Raw genomic sequence first — 12994 nt, 5'->3', positions numbered from 1 at the left:
TGCAGAAGCTGAGCCTGTTCAAATTCCTCGGCGGGCTCGCCTGATGAGCCGACGCCAGCCCCCGATGGTTTCCCGCATGATCCGACAAGACGCGTCCGCCCTTCGTTTCGCCCGTGGCCTGAGCCCGAGCCTGCTGGCCCTTGCGGCCGCGGCCGGTCTGGCGGGTCCCGCCTTGGCCCAGACGGCCCCCGCGCCCGAGCCTGCCCCGACGGTCGTGGTGCAGGAGACGCCGGCCGCCGCCCAGGAGCAGCGGGTCGTGGTCAACCGTATCCTCGTGCGCGGCAACCAGCGCATCGACCAGACCACCATCCTGTCCTATCTGCCGATCCAGCCTGGCGACACGGTCGACGCCTCCGTTCTGGACGTCGCCGTCCGCACCCTGGACCGCACCCGCCTGTTCGCCGACATCCAGCTGGGCATCCAGCCGAACGGCGACCTGATCGTCGAGATCGTCGAGAACCCGATCATCAACCAGGTCGTGTTCGAGGGGAACGGCGCGATCGGCGAGGAGAAGCTGCGCGAGGAGGTCACCCTGCGGCCCCGCGGCATCTACACCCGCGCCCGGGTGCAGGAGGACGTCGGCAAGATCGTCGAACTGTACCGCCTGTCCGGCCGCATCTCGGCCACCGTGACGCCGAAGCTGGTGCAGCTGGACCAGAACCGCGTCGACGTCGTCTTCGAGATCGACGAGGGCCCGGAGACCGGCGTCCGCACGATCACCTTCCTCGGCAACACGGCCTTCTCGGACGGTGACCTGCAGGAGGTGATGGTCACCAAGCGTTCGCAGTGGTGGCAGTTCTTCAGCTCGAACGACAACTACGACCCGAATCGCCTTGATTACGATCGGGAACAGCTGCGGAAATTCTATACCAACCGCGGCTATTACGACTTCCGTGTCCTGTCGGCCATCGCCGAACTGGCGCCGGACGACAGCGCGTTCGGCATCACCATCACCCTCGACGAGGGCGACCGCTACAATTTCGGCACGGTCGACGTGGTCACCGAGAACGACCGGCTGAACCCCGAATTCCTCAAGCTGCTGCTGCCGATCCGGACCGGCCAGCTGTATGAGAGCGACAAGATCGAATCCGCGGTCGACGCCCTGACCTTCGCGGCGGGTTCGGCCGGCTACGCCTTCGTCGAGATCGAGCCGACCTACCGCGCCAATCCCGAGACCGACACCGTCGACGTCACCTTCAACGTCAAGGAAGGCCAGCGCGTCTACGTCGACCGCATCAACGTCATCGGCAACACCCGCACCCTCGACAACGTCATCCGCCGCGAGATGATGCTGACGGAGGGCGACGCCTTCAACCGCACCCTGTTGGAGCGTTCGCGCAACAACCTGCGCGGCCTGGGCTTCTTCAAGGAGGTGACGGTCGAGGAAGCGCGGGGATCCGCCCCCGACCGCTCCGTGGTCAACGTCACCGTCGAGGAGCAGCCGACCGGCGAACTGTCCGTCGGGGCGGGCTTCAGCTCGGTCGACTCCTTCGTCATCAACCTCGGCATCACCGAGCGGAACTTCCGCGGGCGTGGCCAGAACGTCGTGGCCCGGGTGGAGTGGGGTTCGCTGCGCCAGCAGATCGACTTCCGCTTCACCGAGCCCAAATTCCTCGGCCGCGACCTGCGCGCCGGTTTTGACGCCTTCCACTCGCGCTACGACCTCAGCGAATATTCGTCCTACGACTACCGCTCGACCGGTGGCGGCGTGCGCCTGTCCTATCCGCTGAACGCCTACACCCTGCTCAGCACCCGGTACTTCCTGAAGGCGGACGAGATCATCGTCCCGACCAATTTCTGCAACACCGGCGGGTCCGGCTCGAACGCCCTGTGCGACCAGGTCGGGTCCTTCCTCAACTCCTCGGCCGGCTACACCCTTCTGGTCGACCGCCGGAACGATCCGATCCGTCCGACGCGGGGCTGGACCGGCACGCTGCGGCAGGATTTCGCCGGAATCGGCGGCGACGTGAACTATGTGAAGACCGAGGCCGACGTGTCCGCCTACTGGGGCATCACGCCGAACTGGGTGGTCACGGCCGCGGCCTCGACCGGCTATGTGTCGGGCTGGGGCGGCGACCCGATCCGCATCAACGACCGCTTCTTCAAGGGCGGCAACAGCTTCCGCGGCTTCGAAACGGCCGGCATCGGCCCGCGCGACCTGATCACCACGGACGCCCTCGGCGGCAATTTCTACGTCATCGGCACCCTCGAGCTGACGGTTCCGAACGGCCTGCCGGAAGAGTATGGAATCCGCACCTCGCTGTTCACCGACGTGGGCACCGTGGGCGCACTGGACGACCGGTACACCCTCAACTCCGACGGCACGCCCAGCACCCGGATCGTCGACGATCTGGAGCTGCGCGCCTCGGCCGGCCTGAGCATCCACTGGCGTTCGCCGATGGGCCCGATCCGCTTCGACCTCAGCAAAATTCTCGGCAGCGAAGACTACGACAAGACCGAAACCTTCCGCTTCTCGACTTCAACCCAGTTCTAACCGACGGGCCAATCGCCCGCTCAAAGGCATATCGATGAAAACCCTCGCTTTCGGCGCTTTCGCCCTCGCCCTGACGACCGCAGGCGCGGCGTCGGCCCAGACTCCCCAGCCGCAGATCAACCACGGCGCGCCGGTCACCGGCGTCTGCGTTCTCAACCTCGAAGGCGTCATCCGCGCCTCGACCGCGGGCCAGGCGGTCTCCGCCCGCATGCAGGCCCTGCAGCAGGAAGTCGCCGTGGAACTGGCCCCGTACCAGACCACGATCCAGCAGGAAGACGCGGCCCTGGCCCAGTCTGGCGCCTCTCTGCCCGCCGATCAGCGCCAGCAGCGCGCCCAGGCCCTGCAGGCCCGCTTCGCCGAATACCAGCAGCTCGGCCAGACCCGTGAACGGGAGCTGCAATACACGGCCTCCCTGCAGCAGCGGGCCCTGTTCGCCGCCGCCGACCCGGTGATCGCCTCGATCTACCAGTCCCGCGGCTGCAGCATCCTGCTGGACCGTTCGAGCGTCTATCTGACCAACCCGGCCATGGACATCAGCGAGACGGTGCTCCAGCAGCTCAACAGCCAGGTCCCGTCGCTGCCGAACTTCAACCGCACCCCGGTGCCGGTGCAGCAGCAGCAGTAGGCCGCTGTTGGAACATGCCTGATCTGCGCTTCTTCGAAAGCCTTCCGGCGCTGAGCGTCGGAGGGCTGGCCCAGCGGATCGAGGCAGAGGTCGTTCGCGGCGGAGATCGAATGATCTCCGCCGTCGCGCCCTTGGGAGTGGCCGGTCCAGATGACCTGGCCTTCCTCGGCGATCGCCGGTTCCTGCCGGCCCTGTCGGAGTCCGCCGCCGGCTGCGTCATCGTGCCGGCGTCCGCCGTCGACGCCGCCCCGGCCGGGGCCGCGGTCATCGTCTCGGGCGAGGCCCAGGCCGCCTGGGCGAGGGCTTCCTTGCTGCTCCACCGGCCCATCAGCCTGACGCAGGCCGCCGCGCCCGACGAGGTCGTCGAGGACGAGACCGTGGTGCTCGAGCCCGGCGTGGTTCTGGGTGCCGGCGCCCGCATCGGCCGCGGCAGCCGGATCGGCGCCAACACCGTCATCGGACCGGGCGTCCAGATCGGCCGGGACTGCGTCATCGGCTCGAACGCCAGCATCGGCTTCGCCCTGATCGGCGACCGCGTGCGGCTGTTGTCGGGCGTCCGCATCGGCGAGCCGGGGTTCGGCGCCGCCGTCTCGCGTTCCGGCCCGGTGGACGTGCCCCAGCTGGGCCGGGTGATCCTGCAGGACGGCGTCAGCGTCGGGGCCAACTCGTGCATCGACCGCGGGGCCTACGACGACACGGTGATCGGTGAGAACACCAAGATCGATAATCTGGTCATGATCGGCCACAATTGCGTGATCGGGCGCAACTGTCTGATGGCGGCGAACACGGGCCTTTCGGGCTCGGTGACCGTCGGCGACGGCGTCATGTTCGGCGGCAAGGCCGGCGTGGGCGACCATCTCACCATAGGGGAGGGCGCGCGGGTCGCCGCCGGGGCGGGGGTCCTGCAGGACATCCCCGCGGGCGAGACCTGGTCCGGATATCCGGCCAGACCCCTGCGACAGTTCTTGCGTGAAGCGGTCTGGCTCGCCAAACAGGCGTCCGGAAAGGCACGCGCAGGGAAGGCCGGGAATGACTGATGCAACCGCAGCCGGGGCGACGATCGATTACGCCGAGGTGATGCGGCGCCTGCCGCACCGCTATCCCTTCCTGCTGGTCGACAGGGCCGAGGACTTCGTCTCCGGGACGTCGATCACCGGCATCAAGAACGTCACCCACAACGAACCCTATTTCCCCGGTCACTTCCCCATCGATCCGGTGATGCCGGGCGTGATGATCGTCGAGGCGATGGCCCAGACCGGTGCGCTGATGATGTCCAAGAGCATGGACGTCGCGGTCGAGGGCAAGATCATCATGTTCATGTCGATCGACGGGGTCCGCTTCCGCAAACCGGCCCGGCCCGGCGACCAGTTGCGCATGAAGGTGGTGGTGACGAAGCAGCGTGGCGACATCTTCAAATTCCGCGGCGAGACCTTCATCGACGGCAAGCTGGCGGCCGAGGCCGACTTCGCCGCCATGATGGTCACCGTCGACCAGCCGGTCGCGTCGTGAGCATTCATCCCACCGCCATGGTCGACGCCGGCGCGCAGCTGGCGGACGGGGTCGAGGTCGGGCCGTGGTGCACGGTGGGGCCGGGCGTGGTCCTGCACGAGGGCGTGCGCCTCGTCAGCCATGTGGTGATCCAGCAGGACACCACTGTCGGCTCGCGCACCGTCATCCATCCCTTCGCGGTGATCGGCGGCGATCCCCAGCACGGCGGCTACAAGGGCGAGACGGTCACGCTGGAGATCGGCGCCGACAACCTGATCCGCGAGCATTGCACCTTCAACCGCGGCACGCCGCAGGGCGCGGGCGTGACCAAGGTCGGCTCCAGCAACCTGTTCATGACCGGAGCCCACGTCGGTCACGACGCGGTCGTCGGCGACAATGTGGTGATGGCCAACAACGCCACCCTGGGCGGTCACGCGCGGATCGGGTCCAGGGTCTTCCTCGGCGGCCTGTGCGCCGTGCACCAGAACGGCCGTGTGGGGCAGGGCGCCATCGTCGGCGGGCTGGCGGCGGTGACCCGCGACGTCATTCCCTATGGCTCGGCCTGGGGCAATCACGCGCGCCTGCACGGCCTCAACCTGATCGGTCTGAAGCGCAAGGGCTACGGCAAGGACGCCATCCGCCGCCTGCTCGCCGCCTACCGCGACCTGTTCGAGGGGCAGGGGACCTTCGCCGACCGCGTCGATGCGGCGGCGGCGGAGTACGCCGACCTGCCCGAGATCATGGAAATCGTCGCCTTCATCCGTGAGGACGGCAAACGTCCGCTCTGCCTGCCGGGCGAGTGAGAAGGTTGGGCCAATGAGCAAGCTGGGCCTGATCGCGGGCGGTGGGGCGTTGCCGCTGTCGGTCGCGGCGCGTTGCGAGGCCGAGGGGCGGCCGGTCTTCGTCATCCGTCTGGCCGGGTTCGCTGATCCGCATCTGGCCCGCTATCCCGGCGTCGACGCCGGCATGGCCGAGATCGGCCGGGTGCTCTCGGCGCTGAAGAAGGCCGGTTGCGACGCCGTCTGTTTCGCCGGCACGGTCAGCCGACCGGACTTCAGGAGCCTGAAGCCGGACTTCAAGGGCATGACCCTGTTGCCGGGGATCGTCGCCGAGGCGGCCAAGGGCGACGACGCCCTGCTGCGCAAGATCCTCTCGGTGTTCGAGGGCGAGGGCTACGCCGTCGAGGGCGCCGACGACATCCTCGGCGGCGAGACCCTGCCCGCCGGCGCCCTGGGCGCCGTGACGCCGACGCCGGAGCAGCTTCAGGATCTCAGGAAGGCGCTCCATGTCGCGGAAAAGGCTGGCGAACTGGACATAGGCCAAGGCGCCGTGGTGTGCGACGGACTCGTGCTGGCGGTCGAGGCCCAGGAGGGCACGGACGCCATGCTGGCCCGGGTCGCCGGCCTGCCTGCCGACCTGCGCGGTTCGGCGACCGGCCGCAAGGGCGCGCTGGGCAAGGCGCCCAAGCCGATCCAGGACCTGCGCGTCGACATGCCGGTGATGGGGGCGCTGACGGTCGAACTGGCCGCTGCGGCGGGACTGGCCGGAGTCGGGGGCGTGGCCGGCAAGCTGATCCTGATCGATCATCCGGCCATCGTCGAGGCCGCCGACCGGCTCGGCCTGTTCGTCTGGGGCGAAACGCGGTGAGCCGTCCGCTCAAGATCATGCTGGTGGCGGCCGAGGCGTCCGGCGACGTGCTCGGCGCCGGCCTGGCCCACGCCCTCAAGGCGCGGCTGGGCGAGGACGTGGTCTTCGTCGGCGTCGGCGGCTCCAGAATGGCCGAGGCCGGGGTCGCCAGCCCGTTCGACATCACCGATCTGTCGGTGCTCGGCTGGCTCGAGGGCCTCAAGGCCTATGGCGTGGTCAAGCGGCGCGTGGCCGACACCACGGCGCTGGCGGTCGCCGAACGGCCCGACGCCGTGGTGCTGATCGACAGCTGGGGGTTCACCATCCGGGTGGCCAAGGCGATCCGCGCCGCCCTGCCGGACGTTCCGCTGATCAAATACGTCGGTCCCCAGGTCTGGGCCTCGCGGCCGGGTCGGGCGAAGACCCTGGCCGGCGCCGTCGATCACCTGCTGGCCCTCTACGCCTTCGACGCCCCATGGTTCGAGCGCGAGGGGCTGCCCACGACGGTCGTGGGCTCGCAAGCCCTGCACGTCGACATGAGCCGGGCCGATCCCGCCGCCTTCCGCGCCTCGCGCGGCATCGCCGCCCACGCGCCCCTCCTGTTGGTCCTGCCGGGCAGCCGCCCCTCTGAAATCCGCCTCATGACCCCGGTCTACGAAGCCGCCGTGGCGCGGCTGAAGCGGCAGGATCCATCGCTCGAGGTGGCCGTGGTGGCCGCAGGCACCGTCGCCGACGACGTCACCGCTCGCGTCGCGGCCTGGCCGTTCCGCGCCCATGTGGTTCCGGAATCGGAGAAATACTCGGCCATGAAGGCGGCCACGGTCGCCCTCGCCACCAGCGGCACGGTGTCGACCGAACTGGCCCTCGCCGGGGCGCCGATGGTCATCTCGTACCGCTTCCAGCCGCTCAGCTACGCGATCATGAAGCCGTTCTTCACCGGCAAGTACGCGACCCTGTTCAACCACGCCGCCGATGAGGAGATCGCGCGCGAACTGATCCAGGACGACGCCACGCCCGAGAAGCTCGCCGCCGAGGTCGGACGGCTGCTGGCCGACCCGGATGCGCGCGCCGGCCAGTCGGCGCGCCAGACCGCGGCGCTGGACCTGATGGGCCGGGAAGGGCGCGACCCGTCCGAGATCGCGGCGGACGCCGTGCTGAGGGTGATCGCGGCGAAGCAGGGCCGCGACGCCCGCTGATGCGTTGAAGGGACTCTCCCACGGCGGCGGAACGGCCCACGGACGCATGGCGAAGCGACCCTCGACGGCGAAGAAGACGGTCTCGGCGGCCAACCTGACGGCGCTCGGCGCCGACCGTCTGGCGGCGCTGTTGATGGAGGCGGCGACGACCGACGCCGGCCTCAAGCGGCGTCTGCGCATGGAGCTGGCGGCGGAGCTGGGCGCGGCCGACCTGGCCTTCGAGATCGACAAGCGCCTGAACGCCCTGGCCGGCAGCCGGGCCCGGGTGTCGTGGCGCAAGCGACCGGCCCTGATCAACGAATTGCGGTCGCTGCTGAGGATCATCGCCGACCGGCTCGCGCCCCTCGACCCCCGGCTGGCGCTCGACCGGATCGTGGCCTGGTTCGATCTCTACCCGGGGCTCGGCGCCCGGGTCAGCGACGCAAAGGGCGACCTGCCGCTGGTGTTCGACGCCGCCACGGCCGATCTCGCGGCGGTCGCCTCGTCGGCCGGGGCCGACGTCGCCGGTCCGGTGCTGGCGGAGGCGCTGTCGACGCGACTCACCCAGTGGGCGTCATGGGTCGGCCGCGGCGCCCACGCCCTCGATCCGGCCCTGGCCCGGCGGCTGCTCGGCGAGGTGTCGAAGGGCCCCAGGCCGACCGGCCGCCTCGCCCTCGTCGTGCGCAAGCTGGCGGACCGCGCCGGTGACCTCGACGCCTGGCTCCAGTCGATCCCGGAAGAGGATGCCCGCAAGCCGGACGTCGGCGCCGAGATCGCCCGCCGCCTTGCGCTCGCCGGACGGCCGGGCGAGGCGCGGGCTGCGCTCGAGGCCTCGCGGGCGCCGACGCCGTCGAGAGGCCGGTGGGGACGGTCGGGGGCGTCGGAGCCGCCGCCGGACGCCTGGACCGCCGCCGAGGTGGCCGTGCTCGAGGCCGAGGGCCGTCGACCCGAGGCCGATGAAGCGCGCTGGGCGCGGTTCGAACGCACCCTGTCCGTCGACGATCTGCGGGCGATCCTGGCCGACCTGCCGGACTTCGAGGACGTGGTCGCGACGGACCGGGCGTTCGCGCTCGCTTCGACCCACCCGGACGCCATGCGGGGTCTCGCCTTCCTGATGGCGTGGCCGGCTCCGCGGGAGGCCGCCGCTCTGGTCGTGGCGAGGGCCGGTGAAATCCGCGGCGGTCATGATGACGTCCCGCTGTGGGCCGGCCGGCTGGCGGGGCGCTATCCCCTCGCGGCCGTCGTGCTGTTGCGCTCCCGGGCCCGGGCGCTGGTCACCCTCGGGGCCGGACTCACCGACGAGGTCGAAGCGCTGGTCGCGGAGGCGGAGGCGATCGCCGCAACGGCGGGCGAGACCGGCGCGACGACGGATCACGCGGCCTTCGTCGCCGACCTGAAGGCCCTGGCCGCTGCGAAGCGTCGGCGCTGGTAGGCCCCGTCACGAAAAACGCCGGGGCCTTCGCCCCGGCGTTCCCGTTGTTCGACCGTATGGCCGGGGCCGCCTAGCCCCGGTTCTGGATCGGCACGTAGTCCCGTTCCGTCGGCCCGGTGTAGAGCTGGCGCGGGCGGCCGATCTTCTGCGTCGGATCGCCGATCATCTCCTGCCACTGCGCGATCCAGCCGACCGTACGGGCCAGCGAGAACAGCACGGTGAACATGGAGGTCGGGAAGCCCATCGCCGACAGGGTGATGCCCGAATAGAAGTCGACGTTCGGGAACAGTTTCCGCTCGATGAAATACTCGTCGTTGAGCGCGATCCGTTCCAGTTCCTTGGCGACCTGGAACAGCGGGTCGTTCGGATCGCCCACCGCGGCGAGCACCTCGTCAGCGCTCTCCTTCATCACCCGGGCGCGCGGGTCGTAGTTCTTGTAGACCCGGTGGCCGAAGCCCATCAGCTTGTATTTCCGGGCCTTCACGCCCTCGATGAACTCGGGGATGCGTTCCGGCGTGCCGATTTCCTTCAGCATGGTCAGCGCCTCCTCGTTGGCCCCGCCGTGCGAGGGGCCCCACAGGCAGGCGATGCCGGCGGCGATGCAGGCGAACGGATTGGCGCCGGACGAACCGGCCAGACGCACGGTCGAGGTCGAGGCGTTCTGCTCGTGGTCGGCGTGCAGGATGAAAATCCGGTCCATGGCCTTGGCCAGCACCGGATTGACCACATACTCCTCGGCCGGGACGGCGAAGCACATGCGCAGGAAATTCTCGGCGTAGTTCAGGTCGTTGCGCGGCGAGATGAACGGCTGGCCGACGTGGTACTTGTAGGCCCGCGCCGCGATGGTCGGCATCTTGGCGATCAGCCGGATCGCCGAGATGTTCCGCTGCACCGGATCATGAATGTCCAGGCTGTCGTGATAGAAGGCCGACAGCGCCCCGACCGTCCCGACCATGATGGCCATCGGGTGGGCGTCGCGGCGGAAGCCCTCGAAGAAGCGGTCGAACTGCGAGTGCAGCATCGTGTGCATGGTGATGTTGCGCTCGAACGCCTCGTATTCCGAGGCGGTCGGCAATTCGCCGTGCAGCAGCAGATGGCAGACCTCGACGAAGTTGGACTTCGACGCCAGCTGGTCGATCGGATAGCCCCGGTGCAGCAGGGTGCCGGCGTCGCCGTCGATGAAGGTCAGGCCGCTCTCGCACGCCGCCGTCGAGGTGAAGCCGGGATCGTAGGTGAAGGCGTCGGTCGCGCCGTACAGCTTGCGGATATCGATCACATCGGGGCCGGTCGAACCCGACAGCACCGGCAATTCCACGGACTTGTCGCCGTAGGTGAGGGTCGCCGAGCCGGCGGGTTTGGCGAGTTCAGTCATAAAGGCCCCTTGATCAGACCGCGGCCTCGCACGGGGAGGCGGCGGGTCGTGGTTCGCTATGGAAATCAGATAGTCTGTTGCAGCGCATCATTCAAACGGCCGAGGCTTTCTTCCCGGCCGAGCGCCGCCAAGGTTTTGGCGATGTCGGGCGAGGCGGCGCCGCCGGTCAGGGCGGCCCGGGCGGCGGGGCCGATCTTGCCGAAGCCGACGGCCTCCTCCTCGGCGAACACCTTCAGCTCGGCTTCGAGCGCGAAGACGTCCCAGCTCTCGAACAGCGCCAGCCGGTCGCGCAGGCGCCCGATCCGCTCGCCCGCTTCCCCGGCCAGCAGCTCGCGGCCCTTGCCCTCGATGGCGATCGGGCGGGTCCTGAGCACGAACGCCGTCTGATCGGCCAGGTCGAGCGTGGTCTTCGCCCGGTCCTTGATGAAGGGCATGGCGCGCGTCAGCCGGGCCTCGTCGTCCGGACCCAGCGCGTGGCCGCGGGCCAGATGCACGTCGAGGGTCAGCTTGGCCAGACGGTCGTCGTCGGCCAGGCGGATCCAGTGGGCGTTGACGTGCGCCAGCTTGTCGAAGTCCAGACGCGCCGGGGCCCGCCCCACTCCCGAGAGATCGAACCACTCGACGGCCTGGGCGTCCGAGAACAGCTCGTCGTCGCCGTGGGACCAGCCCAGCCGCGCCAGGTAGTTGCGCATGGCCTCGGGCAGATAGCCCATCTCGGCATACTCGTGCACGGCCTGGGCCCCATGCCGCTTCGACAGCTTGGCGCCGTCGGGACCGTGGATCAGCGGGATGTGGGCGAAGGTCGGGCGGGTCCAGCCGAGCGCGTCATAGATCAGGCTCTGTCGGGCGGCGTTGTTCAGATGGTCGTCGCCGCGGATCACATGGGTCACGCCCATGTCGTGGTCGTCGACGACCACGGCGAGATTGTAGGTCGGCGCGCCGTCCGAGCGCAGGATCACCAGATCGTCCAGCGACGCCGACTCCCAGCGCACCGGTCCCTGCACGGCGTCCTCGACCACCACGGTCGCATCGGCCGGGCGACGGAAGCGGACCGTGTGGGGCCGAGCCAGGTCGTCCACCGTCGGCGTGCGGTCGCGCCATGGCGACTCGAACGTCCGGCCCTGCGCCTTCGCGGCGTCGCGCAGGGCGCCGGTCTCCTCGGCGGTCAGGAAGTCGCGATAGGCATGGCCCGTCTCGAGAAGAATGTTGGCGACCTCGCGGTGACGGTCGGCGCGCGAATACTGGAACACCGGCTCGTCGTCGGCGAACAGGCCCAGCCAGCTCAGGCCGTCGAAGATGGCGGTGACCGCCGCCTCGGTGGAGCGCTCGCGGTCCGTGTCTTCGACCCGAACCAGAAACCGGCCGTTGTGTCGCTTCGCGTACAAATAGTTGAAAAGCGCCGTGCGAGCGCCGCCTATGTGCAGATAGCCGGTCGGCGAAGGGGCGAAGCGGGTGACGACTTCGGGAGCGGAAGCGGACGGGGAGGTCATGGCGGGCGTTATACCGCCCGTTCCGGCCATGCCCAGCCTTCGTGCGCGCGCGGCTGGATTTCTGCGCGCCCAAGTCCTCGCCCAGTCGCTGCGCTGGCGGCTGTGGGCGCCGGTGGCGCTCGGCGGCGGCTGCGCCGTCTATTTCCCGCTGAAGACCGAGCCGCCGGTCTGGCCGCTGCTGCTCTTCGCCCTGTTGGCCATGGCTGCGTGGCTGGGCGCGAGGCGGTTCAGCCTCGAGCGCGTCTGGACGCTGCCGCTGATGCTGCTGGCCTGTTTCGCCCTTGGCCTCACCGTCGCCAGGCTGCGCACCGACGCGGTCACGGCCCCCATCGCCCCGGCCATGAGCGAGCCGACCGTGGTGGAGGGCTGGGTCGTCGACGTCGACAGTCCCGGCGCCGCCGGTCCGCGTGTCGTCATCGCCCCGGTCCGCATTCAGGGACTTGCGCCCGAGGACACGCCCGAGCGGCTCCGCGCGACAGTCCGCGGGGCTGCGCCGGAACCCGGCGATGCCATCCGTCTGTTCGCCATCCTCAATCCGCCGCCCGCTCCGGCCAGTCCGGGAGCCTACGACTTCGGGCGCAACGCCTTCTTCCAGTCGATGGGCGGCGTGGCCTTCGGACTGGGGGAGGTGCGCCCGGCCTGGCTCCCCGAGCCGCCGCTGAGCCTGCGCGCAGCCATGTGGGTCAACGGCGTCCGCTTCGATCTGGCCAAGAGGATCGTGGCGCGGCAGGGCGAACGGGCCGGCGGGATCGCCGCGGCCATGACCACCGGCCATGAGGCGTGGCTGGATCCGGACGACGTCGATGTGATGCGCGACTCCGGCCTGGCGCACATCCTGTCGATCTCGGGCCTTCACATGGCCGTCGTCGGAGGATTCGCCTTCTTCCTCGCGCGCCTGCTGGTCGCCGCCTGGCCATGGCTGGCGCTGCGCGTGCCGGGCAAGAAGGCGGCGGCGTGGGCCGGTTTGCTGGCGGTCGGGACCTATCTCGTCGTCTCGGGTCATCCGCCGCCGGCCGAACGGGCGGCCATCACCGCCTCCATCGCCTTCATCGCCATCCTGCTGGACCGGCAGGCGATCACCATGCACGCCCTGGCCGTGGCCGCCTTCGTCGTCCTGCTGCTGCAGCCTGAGGCCATCGTCACGCCCGGCTTTCAGATGTCGTTCGCCGCCACCGCCGCCCTGGTGGCCCTGGTCGAGGCGTGGCCGCGCCGGCCGCGCGAGATATCGGCCCCCTGGCCGATCCTGCTGGTCCAGCGCAGCGGCGCGTGGATCGGCGGCGCCGTCCTCGCCA

Annotated in this window: 11 protein-coding genes; 9 read left to right on the top strand and 2 right to left on the bottom strand. The window is 69.7% G+C overall.

The window, feature by feature from the left end; genetic code table 11:
* Positions 1-76: 76 nt before the first annotated feature.
* Genes bamA through VGD32_RS01550 form a run of 8 tightly spaced genes read left to right on the top strand, consistent with a single transcriptional unit; the run spans position 77 to position 8840 of the window.
* Entirely contained in the window at positions 77-2494 is a 2418-nt protein-coding gene (bamA, locus tag VGD32_RS01585) for an outer membrane protein assembly factor BamA (RefSeq protein WP_331030151.1), read from the top strand.
* Between the two features lie 34 nt (positions 2495-2528).
* Positions 2529-3119: an OmpH family outer membrane protein gene (locus tag VGD32_RS01580; RefSeq protein ID WP_331030150.1), complete on the top strand. Its 591-nt coding sequence runs from the start codon at positions 2529-2531 to the stop codon at positions 3117-3119.
* A gap of 14 nt (positions 3120-3133) precedes the next feature.
* Positions 3134-4156 (top strand): UDP-3-O-(3-hydroxymyristoyl)glucosamine N-acyltransferase, encoded by a 1023-nt coding sequence (gene lpxD, locus VGD32_RS01575; RefSeq protein WP_331030149.1) that lies wholly within the window; start codon positions 3134-3136, stop codon positions 4154-4156.
* Positions 4149-4628 (top strand): 3-hydroxyacyl-ACP dehydratase FabZ, encoded by a 480-nt coding sequence (gene fabZ, locus VGD32_RS01570; RefSeq protein WP_331030148.1) that lies wholly within the window; start codon positions 4149-4151, stop codon positions 4626-4628. Before lpxD ends, fabZ begins: the two co-directional genes overlap by 8 nt.
* Positions 4625-5410, top strand: coding sequence for an acyl-ACP--UDP-N-acetylglucosamine O-acyltransferase (gene lpxA / locus VGD32_RS01565; protein ID WP_331030147.1), 786 nt, complete (start codon positions 4625-4627; stop codon positions 5408-5410). Before fabZ ends, lpxA begins: the two co-directional genes overlap by 4 nt.
* Positions 5411-5423: 13 nt before the next feature.
* On the top strand, positions 5424-6254 hold the full coding sequence (gene lpxI / locus VGD32_RS01560) for a UDP-2,3-diacylglucosamine diphosphatase (protein WP_331030146.1): 831 nt from the start codon (positions 5424-5426) through the stop codon (positions 6252-6254).
* Positions 6251-7429, top strand: coding sequence for a lipid-A-disaccharide synthase (lpxB, locus tag VGD32_RS01555; protein WP_331030145.1), 1179 nt, complete (start codon positions 6251-6253; stop codon positions 7427-7429). The genes lpxI and lpxB overlap by 4 nt, the downstream gene beginning before the upstream one ends.
* A 46-nt stretch (positions 7430-7475) precedes the next feature.
* Positions 7476-8840, top strand: a complete 1365-nt coding sequence (locus tag VGD32_RS01550) for a DUF6880 family protein (RefSeq protein WP_331030144.1) — start codon at positions 7476-7478, stop codon at positions 8838-8840.
* A gap of 70 nt (positions 8841-8910) precedes the next feature.
* Here the strand turns inward: VGD32_RS01550 and gltA are convergent, their stop codons facing one another.
* Positions 8911-10212 (bottom strand): citrate synthase, encoded by a 1302-nt coding sequence (gene gltA / locus VGD32_RS01545; protein WP_331030143.1) that lies wholly within the window; start codon positions 10210-10212, stop codon positions 8911-8913.
* Positions 10213-10277: 65 nt separating this feature from the next.
* Positions 10278-11702: a glutamate--tRNA ligase gene (gene gltX / locus VGD32_RS01540; protein WP_331030142.1), complete on the bottom strand. Its 1425-nt coding sequence runs from the start codon at positions 11700-11702 to the stop codon at positions 10278-10280.
* A gap of 28 nt (positions 11703-11730) precedes the next feature.
* Here gltX and VGD32_RS01535 point away from each other — a divergent pair.
* Positions 11731-12994 (top strand): ComEC/Rec2 family competence protein (locus VGD32_RS01535; RefSeq protein WP_331030141.1); only part of this gene is annotated, 1264 nt, incomplete at its 3' end.

It is taken from the genome of Brevundimonas sp. (genome assembly GCF_036402095.1).
Taxonomy (GTDB): Bacteria; Pseudomonadota; Alphaproteobacteria; order Caulobacterales; family Caulobacteraceae; genus Brevundimonas.
Note: the sequence above shows the minus strand (reverse complement) of the source record. Positions and strands in the feature narration are given on the sequence as shown.